Origin of the sequence: Kitasatospora sp. NPDC057904 (assembly GCF_042887925.1) — a bacterium.
Lineage (GTDB): Bacteria > Actinomycetota > Actinomycetes > Streptomycetales > Streptomycetaceae > Kitasatospora.
Map to the genome: position 1 here is coordinate 281285 of NZ_JBHVOL010000006.1, position 19256 is coordinate 300540.

Consider the following 19256-nt stretch of genomic DNA (forward strand, 5'->3'; position numbering starts at 1 on the left):
GGATCAGCCCTTGTACGCCTTGGCGGCGTCCGCTTCGAGCTTGGCGGCGGCGCCCTGGACGTCGGAGGGGTCGGCGAGGAAGTCCTGGAGGTCCTTCCACTCGCCCTGGCCGGCGGTGCCGCCGAACGCGGCGGGGGCCTGGTCGGACATGTCGAAGCGGAAGGCGTCCCCGGCGTCGATCACGGACTTGGCGAACTGGCGGGTGGTGTCGTCGGGGTAGACGGCCGGGTCGACGGCCTTGTTGGGCGAGATGAACCCGCCGGCCTTGGCCCAGACGGCGGCGGCCTCCGGGCCGGCCAGGAACTCGACGAACTTCTGCGCGGCCTCGGCGTGCTTGGCGCCCTTGAGGACGACGGCCGCGTCGCCGGCGCCCATCACCGGCGCCTTGCCGCCGTCGACGGCGGGGAAGGGGAACACCTTCGCGTCGGTGCCGACCTGCTTCTTGAGCTCGGAGGCGATGACCCCGCCGACGAAGTCGCCCTCGTAGGTCATGGCGGCCTTGGGCTGCGGCCCGAAGACCTGCTGGACGGAGGTGGGGAAGTCGGTCTGCAGCGCGCCCTGGCCGCCGCCCGCGACGAGCTGCCGGTCGCCGAAGACCTTGCCGAGCGTGGTCAGGGCCTTGACGACGGACGGGTCGGTCCACGGGATCTCGTGCCGGGCGAGCTTGTCGTAGAGCTCGGGCCCGGCCTGGGAGAGGTAGACGTTCTCGAACCAGTCGGTGAGCGGCCAGCCGGCCTGGCCGGCGACGGAGAAGGCCGGGGTGCCGGAGTCGGAGAGGGTGCGGCCGGCCTTGAGCAGGTCGTCGAAGGTGGCCGGGGGCTGGACGCCGGCGTTCTGGAAGGCGGTGGGGCTGTACCAGACGGTCGACTTGTCGGCGGCCTTGAAGTAGAGGCCGTACTGGGTGCCGTTGACGGTGCCGAGCGTGGACCAGATGCTCGCGTAGTTCTTCTTCGCGGCCTCGGTGACGCTGGGCGGGAGCGGCGCGAGCCAGCCCTTGTCGGCGAACTGCTTGACGACGCCGGGCTGGGCGACCATGACGACGTCCATCGGGTCGCCGCCCTCGATCTTGCTGCCGACGACGGTGGAGAGGTTGTCGCCGGTGGAGGTGTAGCTGACGCTGGCGCCGGTCTTCGCGGTGAAGGCGTCCAGGACCTTCTTGAAGTTCTCCTGCTCGGTGCCGCTCCAGACGGCGGCGACGGTCAGGCTCTGGCCCTTGAGCTCCTGGGTGGCGGAGCCGGACCCGGAGCCGCCGCCGCTGCCGCAGGCGGTCGCGGTGGCCGCGAGGACGACGGTGGTGGCCAGGGTGGGGAGGATGCTGCGGAGTCTCATCGTCGAGGCTTCCTTCGTGTGGGTGGGTGGTTGCACGAATCGGCGTCAGATCGCTTGTGCGGAAGTGGACTTGATCCACCAGGCGGCGGTGGCCGGCGGCAGGAGGCCGTCGACGCACGGGCCGCTGGCGAGCAGGGGAGGACCGGCGACCGGGGCCGGTGCGTAGGTGTCGCCGAAGTTGACGGCGCACACCAGGCCCTCGCCGCGGACGAACGCGAGGACCCCTTGCGGGGCCTCCAGCCACCGCAGCGTGCCCTCGCCGAGCTGGGGGAGTTCCCGGCGCAACTGCAGTGCGGTGCGGTACAGGTGGTAGACGGATCCGGCGTCGGCCCGCTGCCGTTCGGCGGTGTGGGCGGCGAACGCGGCCGGCTGCGGCAGCCAGGGCGCGGCCGGGGCGTCCGGCGGGCTGAATCCGAACGGCGCCTCGGTGCCCGACCACGGCAGCGGGATCCGGCAGCCGTCGCGGATCCCGGTGCGGCTGCCGGTCCGCCGGAAGATCGGGTCGGTGACCAAATCGTCCGGCAGGTCCAGGACTTCGGGTAGTCCGAGCTCCTCGCCCTGGTAGATGTAGGCGGCGCCGGGCAGGGCGAGCATCAGCAGGGCGGCCGCCGCGGCCCGCGCCGGGCCGGAGGCCGGGTCCTGGCCGGCGAAGCGGGTCGTCGTGCGGACCTGGTCGTGGTTGTTGAGCACCCAGGTGACGGTCGAGCCGGTGGCGGTGATGTCCCGCACGGCGTCGTCGATCACCCGGTGGAAGTGCGCGAGGTCCCACGGCGCGTGCAGCAGGTGGAAGAAGAAGGCCTGGTGCAGTTCGTCGGGCCGCACGTACAGCGCCTGTTCGGCCGGGGTGGGCACGGAGGCCTCGCCGACGAGGAGGCGCTCGTGGCCGTCGCGGGCGGTGTACTCCTCGCAGACCGCCCGCCACCGGCGCCACACGCCGTGCACCTCGGGCTGGTTCCAGGCCAGTGGGTTGACCGAGTCGCGGGTGCGCTCGTCGACGTCCGGGTCGGGGGAGTCGGGCAGGTCGGGGTGCTTGTAGAGCCCGGCCGCGACGTCGATCCGGAAGCCGTCGACGCCGCGGTCCAGCCAGAACCGCAGGACCTCCTCGAAGTGGGCGCCGACGTCGGGGTCGCGCCAGTTGAAGTCCGGCTGTTCCGGGGTGAACAGGTGCAGGTACCACTGGCCGGGCCGCCCGTCGGGCTCGGTGACCCGGCTCCAGGCGGGGCCGCCGAACATGGCCCGCCAGTTGTTGGGCGGCAGTTCGCCGTGCTCGCCGCGGCCCTCGGCGAAGTGGAACCGGGCCCGCTCGGGGCTGCCGGGGCCGTTGGCCAGCGCCTTCCGGAACCACGGGTGCTCGCTGGAGCAGTGGTTGGGCACGACGTCCAGGACCAGCTTGAGGCCGAGCAGGCGGCAGTCCGCCACCAGGCGGTCGAACTCGGCGAGGTCCCCGTAGACCGGGTCGACGGCGCAGTGGTCGGCGATGTCGTAGCCGTGGTCGTGCTGGGGCGAGACGTAGAACGGGTTGAGCCAGACGCCGTCGGCGCCCAACTGCCGCACGTGGTACAGGCGTTCACGGACGCCGGCGAGGTCGCCGACGCCGTCGCCGTCGGTGTCGCGGAAGCTGCGCACGTAGATCTGGTAGATCACCGCGTCGCGCCACCAGGGGCGGGCGGCGGGGGCGATGAGGGCGTGTGACCGAGCGCGCGGCAAGGCGGCCGCGTCGCCGTCGGGGAGGGTGTGGGGCATCTCGCTACTCCAACGGTTATGCATTCGCGTTAGGTATAGCAGGCAGAGACGTCCGCTGTTAAGACCCTGCTTCAAAAGGGTTTTCCAGGGATTACGAACGAGCCAGACCGGCTCGACATAGATACGTGTTAGGTACTCGCGAGTAGGTGCTCAGGAACCAGGGGAACGCCCCCGAAGACGGCCGGCGCGAAGGCTCAGCCGACGATGGCGCGCAGGTCGGCCGCCAGCCGGGGCAGCGCCGCATCGGCGCTCCGGCGGCCCGACACGACCTCGAACGCCGACTCGCTGAATGCGAGGCTCAGCTGCTGGTACTGCGGCACGCCGGGGCGCGCCCCGGCCGCCAGGATCGCCGTGCGGAGCACCGGCAGGTACGGGAAGCGGGCCGTCAGCTCCGGATCCGTGTAGAGGTCCGCCCGCACGGGCGGCAGTCCGCCGTCGGTCAGCACGCGGGACTGCGCGCGCCGGCTCGTCAGGTAGCCGATCAGCGCCCGCGCGGTGCGCTGGTGCCGGGAGAACCGGCTGACCGCCAGCCCCGACCCGCCCAGTACGCCGCTGCCCGGCCCGTGCGGTCCCGGCAGCGGCACCACGCCGAACCGCCCCGCCACCGGCGAGCCGGCCGTGGCGACCTCGTGGTAGACGTACGGCCAGTTCCGCAGGAAGAGCAGGCCGCCGCGCTCGAACGCCGCGCGGGACTCCTCCTCCTGGTAGCCGAGCACCTCGGGCGGGATCCACCGGTCGCGCACGCCCCCGGCCAGGAACTCCAGCCCGGCCCGGGCCTGCGGGCTGTCCACCACGACCGAGCCGTCGCCCGCCAGCAGGTCCCCGCCCGCCGAGCGGATGGCCTCCAGCGCGTTGACGGCGAGTCCCTCGTACGGGCTCAACTGGCCCGCGTACCCGCCCAGTCCGTGCGCGGGCGCCAGCGTCCTGGCCTGCCGGGCCAGTTCGTCCCACGTCGTGGGCGGCTGCTCGCCGGCGGCGGCCAGCACGTCGCTGCGGTAGTACAGCAGGGCGGCGTTGGCGACGAACGGCACCGCGTACAGCCGCCCGTCGTACCGTCCGGTGCCGACGACCGGCGGGAGGAGGCCGTCCAGCGCGAACTCCGCCTCGTCCAGCGCCGCCGTCCAGCGGCGGGCCGCGAACTCGGCCGTCCACACGACGTCGATGTTGAGCACGTCGAAACGGCTGCCGCCGGCCGACAGCTCCCCGGCCAGCTGGGCGTGCACCTCGTCCGCCGCCGCCGGCAGCTCGACCAGCTCGGCCGGCTGGTCCGGGTGCTCGGCGTTCCAGTCGGCCAGCAGCCCGCCCAGGTAGTGCGTGGTGTCCCGGCCGGTGGCCAGCGTGACCGGCCCGACGCCCTGTGGATCGCCCGCCGCGTGCGAGCGCCCGGCCAGGCCGTACCAGGCGGACGCGCCCCCGGCCGCGAGCACCGCCGCCCCGCCCACCAGCGCGCGCGTCACGCGACGGCGGCCCGCGTGGGGCCCGGTGGGCGGCCGGTCTGCCATGGAGCTCCTTCATCGGGTCGGCGCGGGTGGGGCGCCGACGCACGTCCCTTTATACGGCCTCCCTGCTCAACGGCGCCCACCTGCCCGTACTGTGTGACCGAGGTGTAACCAGCGACGACGGAAGACCAAGGAAGAGGTGACGCCCGGTGCGCCATCAGCTGCTGGCGCTGCTGGCCCGGCAGCCCGCCTACGGGTACGAGCTCAAGCAGGGGCTTGAGCAGACCTTCGGCGCGGCGTACCCTCAGCCGAACATCGGCCAGATCTACGTGACCCTGAGCCGACTGGAGAAGTCCGGACTGATCCGCGGCACCGAGGTGACGCAGGAGGGCAGACCGGACAAGAAGGTCTACGAGATCACCGAGAAGGGCACCGCGGAACTCGCCGGCTGGTTCGAGGCCCCCACCGAAGGGCCGAGGGTCAGGGACGAGTTCTTCATGAAGCTGATCCTCGCCGAAGGCACCGACCTCGCCGATCGGCTGACGCTGATCAACAACCAGCGCCGGCACTGCATCAACACGATGCGCGGACTCAACAAACTGGCCGCCACCGAACGCGGCAACCGGACCTCGCTGCTGCTGATCGAGGGCGCCGTCCTGCACCTGCAGGCCGACCTCGACTGGCTGGAGCGTTGCCAGGAGGAACTCACGTGAGCGGCTCGGAGCCGATACCGCCGCTGCTGGCCGCCGACGCCCTGGTGCGCTCGCACCTGAGCGGCTCGACCCTGATACCCGCCGCCCGCGGCATCAGCCTGCGGATCGACCGGGGCGAGTTCGTCGCCGTCACCGGCCCCTCCGGCGCCGGCAAGTCCACGCTGCTGCACCTCCTCGCCGGCCTGCTGCGCCCCGACGAGGGCGAGCTGCGGCTCGACGGCCGCCGGGTCGACGGGCTGCGCGAGGCCGCCTGGGCCCGCCTGCGCCGGCGCCACTACGGCATCGTCTTCCAGAGCGGCAACCTCCTCTCGGACTTCTCCGTCGCCGACAACATCGAACTGACCGCCGTCCTCGCCGGCCTGCCGGCCCGCACCGCCCGCGAACGCCGCCAGGAACTCCTGGAGGAGCTCGGCCTCGCCCACAAGGCCGCCGCCGGGCCCGGCGAACTCTCCGGTGGCGAACGCCAGCGCGTCGCCCTGGCCCGCGCCCTGGTCAACCGGCCCGACCTGCTCCTCGCCGACGAGCCCACCGGCAACCTCGACAGCCGCAGCACCCGCGACGTCCTCGCCCTGCTCACCCGCTACCACGAGCAGGGCACCACGATCGTGCTCGTCACCCACGACGCCCGGGCCGCCAGCACCGCCGACCGCGTCGTCAGCCTTTTCGACGGCCGGATCGCCGACGACGCCCGGGTCGAGGAGCCCCCGGCCGCGCGGCGCGGCGCCATCGGGGTCCGCGACATCATCGACTTCGGCGGCTGAGCCGGTGCGCGCCCTCCTCCGCTGGATCCGCGCCGACCTGCGCTCGCACCGCGTCCACGCCCTGCTCGTCGTCCTCGCCACCGGCGGCACCGCCGCGGCCCTCCTGCTCGCCGGAGCCCTGCTCGGCGCCGCCGCCGACCCGTGGCAGCGCCAGTTCCAGGCCGCCGGATCGCCCGACGTCCGGATCGACCTGCGACCGTCCGCGACCGCCCAGGCCGCCGGGGCCGCCGGGGCCGAGAGCGCCCAGGCCGGGGACGACGGACCGTCCGCCGCCCTGCTCGCGCGCGAACCCGGCGTCGTCGCCGTCTCCCCGCCCCAGCACACGGCCGAGACCACCCTCGTCGGCCGCCGCCCCGACGGCGCCGCCACCGCGGGCCCCACCGACCGCACCACGCTCGTGCTGCGCGGTGACACCCCGGACGCGCCCCGCCCGCTGCTGCGCTCCGGCAGCTGGCTCGACCCGTCCGACGTCCACGGCATCGTGCTCGAACAGTCCGCGGCCGACGCCGCCTGGGCCCGCCCCGGGGACCGCCTGACCGTCCTCGACGGCCACGGCGGCCCGGTCGAACTGCGCGTCCTCGGCATCGCCGACAGCCCCGACCAACTGCCCAGCCAGGCCGCCGGCTACGACCTCGGCTGGACCCTGCCCGCCACCCTCGACCTCGTCCAGCCGGACCGGGCGGCCCAGGGCCTCACCCTCGGACTGCGCCTCGCCCACCCCTCCGACGCCGCCTACACCGCCCAGCGGGCGGTCAGCCTCCTCGGCGCCGACCGGGTCTCCCGGATCACCACCTGGCTCGACGCCCGCGACGCGCGGCAGCAGGACGACCGGCTCGCCGGCCTCCTGCTCGGGCTCTGCGGCCTGGCCGCACTGGTCTCCGCCGCCCTCGCGGTGGCCGGCGCGGCCGGCGGCCGGATCCGCACCAGGACCGGCGACATCGCCCTGCTCAAGGCGCTCGGCTTCACCGCCGGCCAGGTCGCCTGGATGTTCATCGCCGAACAATTGCTCCTGGCCGGCACCGGCGTCCTGCTCGGCGCGGGCGGCGCCGCGATCGCCGCGCGCGCCGTCCCGGCCCTCGGCGGCGGGACGGACGTCCTCCACCGGCTCGTCCCCGGCGGCACCGCCGCCACCGTCGGCGTCATGGCCGCCGCGCTCGCCGCCGTCGGGGCCGCCGCCGCCCTGCCCGCCCTGCGCGCCGCCCGGGTCGCCCCCGTCCCGCCGACCGACGGCACCCGACCGCCCGCCATGACGGCCCGCCCGGTCCGCCTCGGCCCGCTGCGGCGGCTGCCGCCCGCCCTCGTCCTCGGCCTCGGCGGCGTGCTGCGCCGGCGCTCCGGCCTGGTCGTCAGCGCCGTCCGGCTCACCGTCCCGGTCGTCGCCGCCACCCTGGCCCTGAGCACCTGGGCCACGCTCGACGCCGTCACCCGCCCCGACGGCGGCGTCACCGCCCCGTCCGTCACGGCCCGCCGGGCCAGCCCCGAACGCACGCCGGACGACGCCGGGCTTGCCGCCGCCCTGGCCGCCGACCCCGCCGTCCGCGGCGCCTACCCCGGCAGCGAGATGCAGGCCCTCGCGCCCGGCCAGTCAGCGACGCTCACCCTCCGCGCCGTCGGCACCACCGACGCGCCCTACCCGTACGCCGTCGTCGAGGGCCGGGCGATCCGCGCGACCGACGAGGCCGTCGCCGGCCAGGGCGCCCTCGACCTGCTCGGCGCCAAGGTCGGCCAGTGGGTGCGCGTCACCACCGGCGGCACCCCGCGCATCCTGCACGTCGTCGGGCGCGACCTCGAACCCGAGCACGGCGGCCGCGTCCTTTCCACCGGCTTCGACACCCTCGACCGGCCCGGCGACCCCACCCGCCCCGACTTCTGGCAGCTCGCGCTGCGCCCCGGCCACGACCCGGCCGAGGTCCAGCGCGACCTCCCCGCCCGCGCCGGACTCGCCGGGCAGGTCGAGCTGCGCCTCCCGGCCGGCCCGGTCACCCGCCCCGGCGCGCTGCGGGCCAGTGTGGTCGGGCTGCTGCTCCTGCTCGCCCTCATCTGCCTGGTGGAGCTGCTCACCACGGCCGCGGCGGGCTTCCACGAGCGGCGCCGCGACCTCGGCCTGCTGCGGGCGCTCGGCCTGACCCCGGGCCAGTCGGCCGTCGTGCTGGCCGTGCGCGGCACGGCCATCGCCCTGCCCACGGTCGCCGCCGGGGCCGCCGCCGGCATCCCGATCGTCCGGTGGCTGATCGACCGCCAGGGCGAGCTGGGCGGCATCGGCGCGGGCATCGCGCGGGCCCCGTCGCTCTGGACGGTCCTCGCCCTGGCCGCCCTCGGCGCCGCGACGGCGGCCGTCCTCTCCGCCCTCCCGGTCCTGCGCCCCCGCCCGTCGTCCCGGACCCCGGACGTCCCCGGCGCGTAGCTCAGGGGAGGATGGGCACCGCGTGCGAGTCTTGAGAGGGGACCCCGAGTACCTCGCGTTCCTGCGGACGCGCGCCGACCTGAACGACGGCGCCTGAGCCCGCCGGGGCGTTCAGGGCCGGCGGCCGCGGAACGTCCGGCGCAGGTCGTCGACCCAGGCGTCGGGGTTCTCCCAGGGGATGAAGTGGCCGCCGTGGTCATGGGCGTTGACGTTGACGTGGTTGAACCAGGCGGCCTGCGGGCCGGTTTCGAACGCCCGGACGCGCTCGTCCGCGGTGTGGACGCCCGGCGGGTTCTCGTGCGTGACGAAGGTGAGGCCGACCGGGGCCTCCACGGCCGGGGCGCGGTCGTGGGCGGGGGACCACGGGTAGCGGTTGGCGTTGGCGTAGTAACGCATCGACGTGGCGGTGGAGTTGTTCACCCAGAAGATCGTGGCGTGCGTGAGCAGGTCGTCCCTGCTGAAGACGGACTCGACGTCGCCGCCGTTGTCGCTCCAGGCGTTCCACCGCTCCAGCAGCCAGGCGAGCAGCCCGGCGGGCGAGTCGCCCAGCCCGTGGGCCAGGGTGGCACCGTCGAGCACGTGCACGGCGAGGTGCGACGCCCAGCGGTGGTCCTGCTCGACGATGCGCGCGCGGACGTCGGCGGGCTGCTCGTCGGTGAGGGGCCGGTTCCGGGCGAAGTCCCAGGCGCGGGGACCGTTGAAGAAGTCGAGCGGCAGGCCGGAGCCGATGTGGATGCCGTACAGCTCGTCGGCGTACTTGTGGCCGAGCTGGCTGGAGACGAGCGCGCCGATGTCGCAGCCCCCGGCGGCGTACTTCCCGTACCCCAGGGTCTCGGTCATCAGGGTGTGCCAGAGGTCGGCGACCTTCCAGAAGTTGACGTCCGGAAAGCCGGTGAGCGGCCCGGGGAAGCCGAAGCCGGGCAGGGACGGCACGATGACGTCGAACGCGTCGGCCGGGTCCCCGCCGAAGGCCGCCGGGTCGGCGAGCGGCCCGATCACCTTCGACCAGTGCCAGAACGTCCACGGCCAGCCGTGGGTGAGGATCAGCGGGACCGGGCGCGGGCCGCGGCCGGCCTCGCGCAGGAAGTGCACCGGGACGCCGGAGACCTTCGCCACGTAGTGCTCGTGGACGTTGATCGCGGCCTCGGCCCTGCGCCAGTCGTAGCCGTCCCGCCAGTGGGCGACCAGCTCGCGGAGGTAGCCGGCCGGGACGCCGTAGGACCAGTCCTCGTTGCCCTCGTCCACCGGCGGCCGGGTCGAGGCGAGACGGGCGCGGAGGTCGGCGAGGACCTCGTCGGGCACGTGGATCGGGGTGGGCTCCAGCGGGAAGGCGGGCGTGGTCATGGCGGGGCTCCTTCCGGGGTGGGCAGGGCCGACGCTACCGCGTTCCCGCCGGGCCGCGCGGTTCTCGCGGGGGGCGAGGCGGCAACGGCCCGCGGAAGCCGACCCGGTGACGGTACCTCAGCCGCACCAGTTCGATCACCGCGGTGACCGTCACCGCGACCGGCCCGGCCAGCAGTCCGGCCACCGAGGCCGCGTCGTGCGTCGACGTGTGCTTGGTGTCGACCAGGGTGACGTGCCCGAGCAGGGTGAGCCAGACCAGCAGCACCGCGACCAACGGCCGCACCAGCGGGTGCCCGCCCACGGCGAAGGAGTTGCGGTGCATCAGGTACACCGACGGGAGGGTGAACGCCGGCAGCCAGATCGCCACCAGCAGGTTCAGCCCGACCGTGTTGCCGATGTACGCGTTGGCGTCGGACTTCATCATCACCAGGAACGCCGCGAACGTGGCCACACCGGTGAACACCGGCCGGGCCACCAGGCGCGCCACCCGCCGCCTGGTGCCGCTCCGGGCCAGCAGCACCAGCGGCACACAGGCGAGCAGCAGCGCGGCCGGCCCGCTGAGCAGCATCACGATGCTGTCCCCGAACGAGTCCAGGAACAGCTCGTTGGCGGAGGCGCCGTTCGCCACCCGCACGACGAAGAGGACCAGGCCGAGGCCGAGCAGCGCCCGGGCCAGCATGAGCCGCTCCACCAGCGGGTCGAGCGTCTGCGCCACCAGCTGCGTGACCACCGGCTGCAGCATCGGATCCAGCAGCTCCGCCCCCGCCAGCGCCGCGACGCCGGAGGCCGACATCCGCATCATCCGGTAGGGCCCGTACAGCCGGCTCGCCAGCCGCCAGGGCAGGACCACGTCGAGCACCCAGTCCCGCGGCGGCCGCCGCGGCACCGGCGGCTGCCAGTAGGGCGGCCGCTCGTACCCGGCCGCGAGGCCGCCCGGCGGCACGGACGTGGTCATGGACGGCCCCCCGTGGTCGTCGGAACGCTTCGCACGTCGAAGCGCTGAAACCGTGCCAGCTCACGGGGGCGGTGCGCAATCCTATTTGCCGTCCTTCCGCCGTGCGATGGCGGCCGGCGTGACGGGGGTGAAGAAGTTGACGAGGTTCCCGTCGGGGTCGCGGAGCAGCAGCGACCGGTTGCCCCACGGCATGGTGGCGGGCCCGGCGACGAAGTCGGTGACGAACGAGGTCAGCTTCTCGTGGACGAGGTCCACGTCGTCGACCAGGAACTCGGTGATCACACTGTCGTTGGCCGCCGGCCGGGCGGAGCCCGGGGCGAACAGCGGGACGGTGCGGGTGCCGGCGATCGCGAGGGTCGCGCCCCCGACGGCGATCTCGGCGAAGTCCTCGGTGGCCCACGCCGCCCGGGCCCCGGTGGCCCGCTCGTAGAAGTCGACGAGGCGTGCGACGTCGGCGGTGATGATGCGGATCGAGACGAATTCCATGGCGGGCTCCTCGGCCGTTCGGAAGGTGTGCACGAGGCGTGCACGGGTTTGTACGTCGCAGGCTAGGAGAAATAGGGGACAGAATCGGTCCACTATTCGCGTTAGGCTGCGAACATGCCCCGACCCACCGGCCGTGTCCTCACACTCCTGGAGCTGCTGCAGTCGGGCGGCACCCGCACCGTGGCCGAACTCGCCGAGCGGCTCGGCGTCCAGGGGCGCACCGTGCGGCGGTACGTGGACCAGCTGATCGACCTGGACGTGCCCGTGGAATCGGTGCGCGGCCGCTACGGCGGGTACCGGCTCGCCCCCGGCTACCGCCTGCCTCCGCTGATGCTCAACGACGACGAGGCACTGGCCGTGCTGCTCGGCCTGGTCGCCGGCCGTCGAACGGGCCTGGCGGCGGCGGAGCGCACGGCGGGCGAGACGGCGGCGGCGAAGATCCGGCGGGTGCTGCCGAAGCACGTCGCCCGCCGGCTCGACACGCTCATGGAAGCCCTCGCCTTCACGGACCGGCCCGGAGAGTTCGACACCCCGGACGCCGAGGTCCTGCTCACCGTCGCCGACGCCGTGCGCCACCACCGGCCGCTCTCGATCCGCTACACCGGCCGCGACGGACGCCGCAGCGACCGCACGCTCCACGCGTACGGGATCGTCGCCCACGCGGGCCGCTGGTACGTCACCGGCCGGGACGCCCGGCTCGGCGAGGACCGGACCTTCCGGCTCGACCGCATCGCGGACGCCAGGCCCCTGCCCGGCTCGTTCGAGGCGCCCGAGGGCCCCGATCCGGCCCAGCGGGTGCTGTCGGCCTTCGCCACGGCCGACTACCGGCACGAGGTGACCGTGCGGATCCACGGAACGGTCGAGCAGATCCGCGCCCACCTCCCCGCCGCCGTCGCGATCCTGGAGGAGGAGGGGGAGGAGGAGACGGCCGAGTGCTGGCGCCGCGTCGAGCTGCGGGTGGAGCGCCTCGACTGGCTCCCGGCGGTCCTCGCCGCCCTCGACCGCCCCTTCGTCATCGACCGCCCCGCCGAACTGCGCGACCTCGTCCTCGCTCTGGCCGAGCGCCTCACGTCCCACGCCCGCCGAGCCTGACCGCCCGCCCCGGTCGGGTGGGTTCGCCGAGGCTGCGGTGCACGAAGCCTGCCGGGACGGCCTTCATGCCCCCGCAGGACCCCGATCGTCCTGCTCTTGCGCCTGCGCCCAGGTGGCCGCCCATTCGCCGAGTGGCCGGAGGGCATCGCCGAGCTCCGCCCCCAGCCGAGTGAGCTCGTAGCCATCGGCCGAGGGGGCGATGATCCCGCCTGACGAGAGTTCGCGAAGTCGCTGGTAGAGGACGCTGGACGACATGCCTGCGCACCGTGCCAGCAGCGCCCGCGCACCGAGCGGACCGGCCCGCAGCTCCCAGATGATGCGCAGCGCCCACCGACGGCCGAAGAGGTCCATCGCGGCCATGATCGGACGGCCGGTCGTCGATCCACGAACCGGTGTTCCTGGGCGCGGTGTCGGCATGGTCCTCCTTGTGTTTCGTTATCAGAAACACTAGCATCCACCGCGTGTTTCTGATTTAGAAACAATCTCGAGGGGGCACCGAATGACCGCAACAGGAACCGGAACACCGACCGCGACCGGCATACGCCTGCACGCACCGGCCCCGGGCTGGTCGATCGACGCGGACGTCGTGGTCGTCGGCTCCGGCGTGGCGGGCCTCACCGCGGCCCTCCGCTGCACGGCAGCCGGCCTGCGCACCGTCGTCGTCACCAAGGCCCGCCTGGACGACGGCTCCACCCGCTGGGCCCAGGGCGGCATCGCGGCCGCGCTCGGCGAGGGCGACTCCCCTGAGCAGCACCTGGCCGACACGCTGGTCGCGGGGGCCGGACTCTGCGACGAGAGCGCGGTCCGCGCCCTGGTCACCGAGGGTCCCGACGCGGTACGCCGCCTCATCGCCGCCGGCGCCCACTTCGACACCTCGCCCGAGGGCGACCTCCAGCTCACCCGTGAGGGCGGCCACCATCGCCGCCGCATCGTCCACGCGGGCGGCGACGCCTCGGGCGCGGAGGTCTCCCGCGCCCTGGTCGAAGCGGTCCGTGCCGCAGTGGTCCGGACGATCGAGAACGCCCTGGTCCTGGACCTGCTGACGGACGCCGAAGGCCGTACGGCCGGCGTCACCCTGCACGTCATGGGCGAGGGCCGGCGCGACGGCGTCGGCGCGGTCCGCGCCCCGGCCGTCGTCCTCGCGACGGGCGGCATCGGCCAGGTCTACTCCGCGACGACCAACCCCTCGGTCTCCACCGGAGACGGCGTGGCACTCGCCCTGCGCGCCGGAGCCGACATCGCCGACCTCGAATTCGTCCAGTTCCACCCGACGGTCCTCTACCTGGGGCCGGGCGCGGGGGGCCAGCAGCCCCTGGTGTCCGAGGCGGTACGGGGCGAGGGCGCCCACCTGGTCGACGCGACGGGCACCCGGTTCATGCTCGGGCAGCACGAACTGGCCGAACTCGCTCCCCGCGACATCGTCGCCAAGGCCATCACCCGCCAGATGCAGCTCCACGGTACCGAGCACGTGTACCTGGACGCTCGCCACTTCGGCGCCGAGATGTGGGAGAGCCGCTTCCCCACGATCCTCGCCGTCTGCCGCAGCCACGGCATCGACCCGGTCACGGAGCCGATTCCCGTCTTTCCGGCCGCCCACCACGCGTCGGGTGGCATACGGACCGACCTGCGCGGCCGCACCACGGTCCCCGGCCTCTACGCCTGCGGCGAGGTCGCGTGCACCGGGGTCCACGGCGCCAACCGCCTCGCCTCCAATTCCCTCCTCGAGGGCCTGGTCTTCGCGGAACGCATCGCGGACGACATCACGGCGACCGCGCGCGAGCACACCGACCCGGTGATCCCCGAGGGCACCACGCTCCCGCTCCTGGCCCCCGAGACCCGCCTCGCGATCCAGCGGATCATGACGAGGGGCGCCGGAGTGATCCGCTCCTCGGCGAGCCTCGCCGAGGCGGCCGCGCACCTCGAAGCCATCAGGGCGGACGCGGACGCCGAGGCTCCCGACGGCCGCGAGCCGGCCGTCCCCGGCGTCGAGGCCTGGGAGGCGACGAACCTCCTGTGCGTGGCCCGCGCCCTGGTCGCCGCGGCCCGACTCCGCGAGGAGACCCGCGGCTGCCACTGGCGCGAGGACCACCCGGACCGCGAAGACGCGGACTGGCGCCGCCACTTGGTCGTACGGCTGCAGTCGGACCGCTCGCTCGCGGTCCACACCACGGACACCACGGAATTCCCCCCTACCCTTCCTCCCCTTCTCCAGGAGGTGTGACCGTGAGCACCCTTGACCTCCCCCTCCTCCCGGCCGACGGCCGCAGCGACGACTGCGGCGGGGCAGGCGGCCTCGACCCCGCTCTCGCCCGGCTCCTCAAGGACGCGGGCCTGGACCCGGTCGAGGTCGAGGACATCGCGCGCACGGCACTCGGGGAGGACCTGGCCGGGGGCGTGGACGTCACCACGGTCGCTACGGTCCCCGAAGAGGCCGTGGCGACAGGCGACTTCACCGCGCGCGAGGCGGGCACCGTCGCCGGGATCCACATCGCCGAAGCAGTGCTCTCGGTGGTCTGCACGGACACCTTCGAGGTCGAGCGCCACGTCGAGGACGGCGACCGCGTCGAGGCGGGCCGGAAACTCCTCTCGGTCACCGCCCGCACCCGCGATCTGCTCACTGCCGAGCGCAGCGCCCTCAACCTCCTCTGCCGCCTCTCGGGCATCGCGACGGCCACCAGCGCCTGGGCGGACGCCGTCGAAGGCACCAGGGCCGAGGTCCGCGACACCCGCAAGACGACCCCGGGCCTGCGCTCCCTGGAGAAGTACGCGCTCCGCTGCGGCGGCGGCGTCAACCACCGCATGTCCCTCTCGGACGCGGCCCTGGTCAAGGACAACCACGTGGTGGCGGCGGGAGGCGTGGCCGAGGCCTTCACGCTCGTCCGCGAAAGCTTCCCCGGCCTCGCGATCGAGGTGGAGGTCGACACCCTCACCCAGCTCGCCGAAGTCCTGGACGCCGGCGCGGACTTGATCCTCCTGGACAACTTCACCCCGGCGGAGACGGCCGAGGCCGTGGCCCTGGTCGACGGCCGGGCGATGCTGGAGTCCTCCGGCCGCCTGACCCTCGACACGGCCCGCGCGTACGCCGAGGCGGGTGTCGACTACCTCTCGGTCGGAGCCCTGACGCACTCCTCGCCGATCCTCGACATCGGCCTGGACCTCCGACACGACCGGCAGCACCGGCTCGTACGCACGAGTACCACCGCACGTTCGGCTCCGGGTCGTACCTGAGCGGGGCAGAAACGGACCGCCCGGGCGCCGGCTCGGGGGAGTCGGTGCCCGGGCGGTCCGGGGGTGTTCTGGAGTGCGGTCAGGCGGTGACCTTCTCGGGCTGCTCCGCCCGGATGTCGGCGGGCTGCCCGGCGGGGGTGTTCTCCCGGGGCTCGGGGAGCACGGCCATGATCACGGCGGAGATCACGATGGTCGCCGCCCAGGCGAGCCCGTACTTGCCGACCGGTGTGCCGGAGAGCGGGCCGGCGAACCAGTCGCACTTGGTGAAGGCGAGCCCGAAGAGCAGTGCGAGCACCCAGGACACCATCGCCTGCCAGCAGAAGCCACCCGCGTACCAGTAGCGGCTGTTCCTGCTGGTGTCCATCAGCGCGGCGGCGTCGTAGCGCACCGCGCGCGACCGGCGGCGGAACATGTCCACCGCGTAGACGCCGATCCAGGCCGAGAAGGAGACGGCGAGCAGGATCAGGAAGGTGATGAAGGAGCCCAGGAAGCTCTTGGCGACCAGCATCAGCAGCAGGCCGCCGACCAGCGAGATCACGGCGTTGATGCTGACGGCCAGGGCGCGCGGGAGCTTGACGCCCATGGTCTGCGCGGTGAAGCCGGCCGAGTACATGGAGAGGCTGTTGATCAGCAGCATGCCCACGATCGCGGTGAGCAGGTAGGGCACGGCCAGCCAGGTCGGCAGCAGGTCGCCGAGGAAGGAGACCGGGTCCGCGGCCTGGGCCAGGCCGGGGGAGGCCACCGCCATGACGGCGCCCATCAGCACCATCGGCACCATGACCAGGCCGGCGCCGGAGACCGTTACGCCGACGATCTTCTTGCCGGACGCGGCGTGCGGCAGGTAGCGGGCGAAGTCGGGACCGGTCGGGACCCAGCTGATGCCGCCGGCGGCGATGGTCCCGATGCCGGCGATCATCATCGCGGTGGTGCCCGCGGGCTTGGCGAAGACCTCGCTCCACTTCATGGTCGCGATCAGGTAGCCCAGCACCAGGACGCTGAAGAGACCGAAGAGGTACGTCGACCAGGTGTTGCAGACGTTCAGCGCCTTGCGGCCCATGCCGGAGACCAGGAAGGTGCAGGCGACGAAGGCGAACAGCGTGATCACGATCAGCGCGGTGTTGCTCTTGACGCCGAACATCAGGTCGAGGACGGTCAGCACGGCGTAGGCGCCGGTGACGGCGTTGATCGTCTCCCAGCCGAACCGGGCGATCCAGAGGATCGCGCCGGGGAAGAGGTTGCCGCGCACCCCGAAGGTGGCCCGCGAGAGGGTCGCGCCCGGCGCCCCGCCCCACTTGCCGGAGACCGACAGCACGCCGACCATGCCGAACGAGATGAGCGCGGCGCACGCCGCGACGATCAGGACCTGCCAGAAGTTCAGCTGGTTGAACACGACCAGGGCGGCACCCATGGTGAGCAGCAGGACGCTGATGTTCGCCGCGACCCAGGTCGGGAAGAGCTCCCGGACTCTGCCCCCGCGCTCGTGGTCGGGGACGGGTTCGATACCGCGGGTCTCTATCGCGCCGTCGACGTCGACGGTGGACAGGTTGTCCATGAGGGTGGCTCCGTGCGTGTGAAGCGGGAGATTAATCGGGCAAATGGAACATCTATGGAACTCTTCGCGCGTAGCGCGGGAGTTGGGTCATCATACGATGTTCTAGATGTGACCTGATTGATGCGGTTGCTTGCTGGTGATCAGCCGACCGCGGACCATCGCCGTCGTGTCGCGCCGCCGAACCGGTGCGGCGTCGTTCTAGCGTGGTCCACCGTGCCCTCCCCGAACGCCCCGTCCCACGGCGCCCGCCCGCAGGTGCGCGTCGGCGCCCTGCTGCGACGGCCGATGCTGTGGCTGGTCCCGTCCGTGCTCGCGGCGCTGGTCGCGCTGGGGCTGTCGCTGCTCTACATGGGCAGCATCCTCGATCCGAACGGCAACCTGCACCGCCTGCCGGTCGCCGTGGTGAACGCGGACACCGGCGCGCCGCTGCCCGGGCAGCAGCAGAACCTCGGGGCGCAGGTGACGGGGGCGGTCGTCGCGGCCTCGCCCGCGGGCTCGGTGGAGTGGCGGCAGGTCGGGCGGGCCGAGGCGCAGGACCGGTTGGCCTCCGGCAAGGTCTACGGCGTGCTGGTGATCCCGGAGGACTTCACGGCCTCGGTCGGGGCGCTGACCACGTCGGGTGCGACGTCGCGGCCCACCATCACCGTGCTGACCAACCCGGGCGTGGGCAGCCTCGGCTCCTCGCTCGCGTCCCAGATCAACCAGAACGCCGCCCACCAGGCCTCGCTGACCATCGGGAAACAGCTGGCCGCGACGGGGGCCGACGCGACCACCCGGCTGCTGCTGGCCGATCCCGTCGCAGTGGTGGTGCAGGTCGGCCACCCGATCGGGAGGCACAGCGGCCTCGGACTGAGCGCGTTCTACTACACGCTGCTGCTGGTGCTCGCCGGGTTCATCGGCGGAAACCTGGTCCACAACGGCGTCGACACCGCGCTCGGCTACGCGGACAGCGAGATCGGCCCCTGGCACACCCGCCGGCCCACCGTCCCGATCGACCGGACCCGGACGCTGGTGCTGAAGATGGTGATGACAGCCGGGATCTCGGTGCTGACCACGTCGATGGTCATGGTGGCCTGCGTCGTCGTGCTCGGCATGGACGCCTCGCACATCCCGCTGCTGTGGATCTTCTCCTACTGCGCCTGCCTCGCCGTCGGCCTCGGCGTCCAGGCCATCAACGCGGCGTTCGGCAGCATCGGGCAACTGGTGTCGATGTTCGTCTTCATCGCCCTGGCCCTGCCCTCCTCCGGGGCGACCATCCCGCTGGAGGCCACCCCGGCCTTCTACCGCTTCCTGGGCGCCTTCGAACCGATGCGGCAGCTCAGCGCGGGCGTCCGGGCCATCCTCTACTTCGACGCCCGCGCCGACGCCGGGCTGACCCGCGCCTGGATCATGATCGCGGTCGGCTTCGCGGCCGCCCTGGCCTTCGGCTTCGCGATGACGCGCTACTACGACCGCAAGGGCCTCAAGCGCCTCACCCCGCAACCGGTGGAAGCGCCGCCGGCGGAGGCCTGACCGGACCGTCGCCGGTGACGGGTCCGGAAGGAGGGGGCGGGGCGAGTGCCGGCCCGGCTCCCTGACAGGATGGCCCGGCTCGGTGCCGACCGGTTCGGGCTGCGTGGATCTTGGAGAACCCGATGAGCGACCCCCGGCCCGACGCCGCTCCCGTGACCGTGGCCACCGACGCGGGCATGCTCGCGCTGTGGAGCCCGGCCGCGTTCTCCGGGGTGGTCGACCACGCGAGCTGGGAGCCGGAGCTGTCGGAGGAGGAGGGCCGGCTCCGGCACATCCGGGCCGGGGCGCTGGTGCCGATCAACATCCGCTCGGACGGCGCCTTCGGCGTCGTGGTCCGGGCCGGCTCCGCAGCCGCGGACGCCCGGCTGACCGAGCGCGAGTCGACGTACGTCGTCGTGTCCTCGAAACCGTACCTCCTCCGCTCGCAGGGCGTGGCCTGCCTCAGCGGGATCGAGGCCGTCGCCGGTGAGCCGTGGCCCGACACGGTTCGGCTCGACCTGGCGGACGGCGACCACTCGGTGGTCGTCCACCTGATCGACTGGGAGGCCGAGCCGGGGAGCACCGTCGACGGGAAGCCCTCGCAGGACGCGCTCGCCGACTTCGTCGTGCTGGTGAACCCGGCCTCGACCGCCGCCTCCGGGCCGTACCGCGTGGCGACGGACACCTTCGAGCTCGGCGAGTGACCGCCGGGCGGTGCC

The 19256-nt window shown here is 73.4% G+C and carries 16 protein-coding genes; 8 read left to right on the forward strand and 8 right to left on the reverse strand.

The window, feature by feature from the left end:
• Positions 1 to 3 precede the first annotated feature (3 nt).
• The 3 genes from ACFVSN_RS18120 to ACFVSN_RS18130 all read right to left on the reverse strand — a co-directional run bounded on the left by ACFVSN_RS18120 (position 4) and on the right by ACFVSN_RS18130 (position 4574).
• Entirely contained in the window at positions 4 to 1329 is a 1326-nt protein-coding gene (locus ACFVSN_RS18120; protein WP_387955998.1) for an ABC transporter substrate-binding protein, read from the reverse strand.
• A 45-nt stretch (positions 1330 to 1374) separates the two neighbouring features.
• Positions 1375 to 3072 carry a glycoside hydrolase family 13 protein gene (locus tag ACFVSN_RS18125; RefSeq protein ID WP_387956000.1) on the reverse strand — a complete coding sequence of 566 codons (1698 nt, stop codon included), beginning with the start codon at positions 3070 to 3072 and terminating at the stop codon, positions 1375 to 1377.
• A 194-nt stretch (positions 3073 to 3266) separates the two neighbouring features.
• Positions 3267 to 4574: an ABC transporter substrate-binding protein gene (locus ACFVSN_RS18130; RefSeq protein WP_387956002.1), complete on the reverse strand. Its 1308-nt coding sequence runs from the start codon at positions 4572 to 4574 to the stop codon at positions 3267 to 3269.
• Between the two features lie 146 nt (positions 4575 to 4720).
• Between ACFVSN_RS18130 and ACFVSN_RS18135 the strand changes: the two genes are divergently transcribed.
• From ACFVSN_RS18135 to ACFVSN_RS18145, 3 genes are read left to right on the forward strand one after another with little or no spacing between them, the layout of a single operon-like run.
• The gene (locus ACFVSN_RS18135; protein WP_359970602.1) at positions 4721 to 5224 is read left to right on the forward strand and encodes a PadR family transcriptional regulator; all 504 of its coding nucleotides are present in this window, start codon (positions 4721 to 4723) and stop codon (positions 5222 to 5224) included.
• Positions 5221 to 5985: an ABC transporter ATP-binding protein gene (locus ACFVSN_RS18140; RefSeq protein ID WP_387956004.1), complete on the forward strand. Its 765-nt coding sequence runs from the start codon at positions 5221 to 5223 to the stop codon at positions 5983 to 5985. Before ACFVSN_RS18135 ends, ACFVSN_RS18140 begins: the two co-directional genes overlap by 4 nt.
• Positions 5986 to 5989: 4 nt before the next feature.
• Entirely contained in the window at positions 5990 to 8389 is a 2400-nt protein-coding gene (locus ACFVSN_RS18145; RefSeq protein ID WP_387956006.1) for an FtsX-like permease family protein, read from the forward strand.
• Between the two features lie 111 nt (positions 8390 to 8500).
• Here ACFVSN_RS18145 and ACFVSN_RS18150 read toward each other — a convergent pair whose 3' ends face one another.
• From ACFVSN_RS18150 to ACFVSN_RS18160, 3 genes are all read right to left on the reverse strand, one after another.
• Positions 8501 to 9733 carry an epoxide hydrolase family protein gene (locus ACFVSN_RS18150; RefSeq protein ID WP_387956008.1) on the reverse strand — a complete coding sequence of 411 codons (1233 nt, stop codon included), beginning with the start codon at positions 9731 to 9733 and terminating at the stop codon, positions 8501 to 8503.
• Between the two features lie 34 nt (positions 9734 to 9767).
• The gene (locus ACFVSN_RS18155; RefSeq protein WP_387956010.1) at positions 9768 to 10688 is read right to left on the reverse strand and encodes a hypothetical protein; all 921 of its coding nucleotides are present in this window, start codon (positions 10686 to 10688) and stop codon (positions 9768 to 9770) included.
• A gap of 81 nt (positions 10689 to 10769) precedes the next feature.
• Positions 10770 to 11174, reverse strand: a complete 405-nt coding sequence (locus tag ACFVSN_RS18160) for a VOC family protein (protein WP_387956012.1) — start codon at positions 11172 to 11174, stop codon at positions 10770 to 10772.
• A 114-nt stretch (positions 11175 to 11288) separates the two neighbouring features.
• Here ACFVSN_RS18160 and ACFVSN_RS18165 point away from each other — a divergent pair, with 114 nt between their 5' ends.
• A complete protein-coding gene (locus ACFVSN_RS18165) occupies positions 11289 to 12266 on the forward strand; it encodes a helix-turn-helix transcriptional regulator (RefSeq protein ID WP_387956014.1) in 978 nt (325 codons plus the stop codon).
• 63 nt (positions 12267 to 12329) lie between these two features.
• Here ACFVSN_RS18165 and ACFVSN_RS18170 read toward each other — a convergent pair whose 3' ends face one another.
• On the reverse strand, positions 12330 to 12626 hold the full coding sequence (locus tag ACFVSN_RS18170; protein ID WP_387956016.1) for a winged helix-turn-helix transcriptional regulator: 297 nt from the start codon (positions 12624 to 12626) through the stop codon (positions 12330 to 12332).
• A 139-nt stretch (positions 12627 to 12765) separates the two neighbouring features.
• Here ACFVSN_RS18170 and ACFVSN_RS18175 point away from each other — a divergent pair, with 139 nt between their 5' ends.
• Positions 12766 to 14487, forward strand: a complete 1722-nt coding sequence (locus ACFVSN_RS18175; protein WP_387956018.1) for an L-aspartate oxidase — start codon at positions 12766 to 12768, stop codon at positions 14485 to 14487.
• A 2-nt stretch (positions 14488 to 14489) separates the two neighbouring features.
• Positions 14490 to 15494 carry a carboxylating nicotinate-nucleotide diphosphorylase gene (gene nadC, locus ACFVSN_RS18180; protein WP_387956020.1) on the forward strand — a complete coding sequence of 335 codons (1005 nt, stop codon included), beginning with the start codon at positions 14490 to 14492 and terminating at the stop codon, positions 15492 to 15494.
• A gap of 79 nt (positions 15495 to 15573) precedes the next feature.
• On the opposite strand, the gene ACFVSN_RS18185 is transcribed toward nadC, so the two are convergent.
• On the reverse strand, positions 15574 to 17046 hold the full coding sequence (locus ACFVSN_RS18185; protein ID WP_387956023.1) for a purine-cytosine permease family protein: 1473 nt from the start codon (positions 17044 to 17046) through the stop codon (positions 15574 to 15576).
• Positions 17047 to 17331: 285 nt separating this feature from the next.
• Between ACFVSN_RS18185 and ACFVSN_RS18190 the strand changes: the two genes are divergently transcribed.
• Together ACFVSN_RS18190 and ACFVSN_RS18195 are read left to right on the forward strand one after the other, a co-directional pair.
• On the forward strand, positions 17332 to 18558 hold the full coding sequence (locus ACFVSN_RS18190; protein WP_387956223.1) for a YhgE/Pip domain-containing protein: 1227 nt from the start codon (positions 17332 to 17334) through the stop codon (positions 18556 to 18558).
• 122 nt (positions 18559 to 18680) lie between these two features.
• Positions 18681 to 19241: a hypothetical protein gene (locus tag ACFVSN_RS18195; RefSeq protein WP_387956025.1), complete on the forward strand. Its 561-nt coding sequence runs from the start codon at positions 18681 to 18683 to the stop codon at positions 19239 to 19241.
• Positions 19242 to 19256 lie beyond the last annotated feature (15 nt).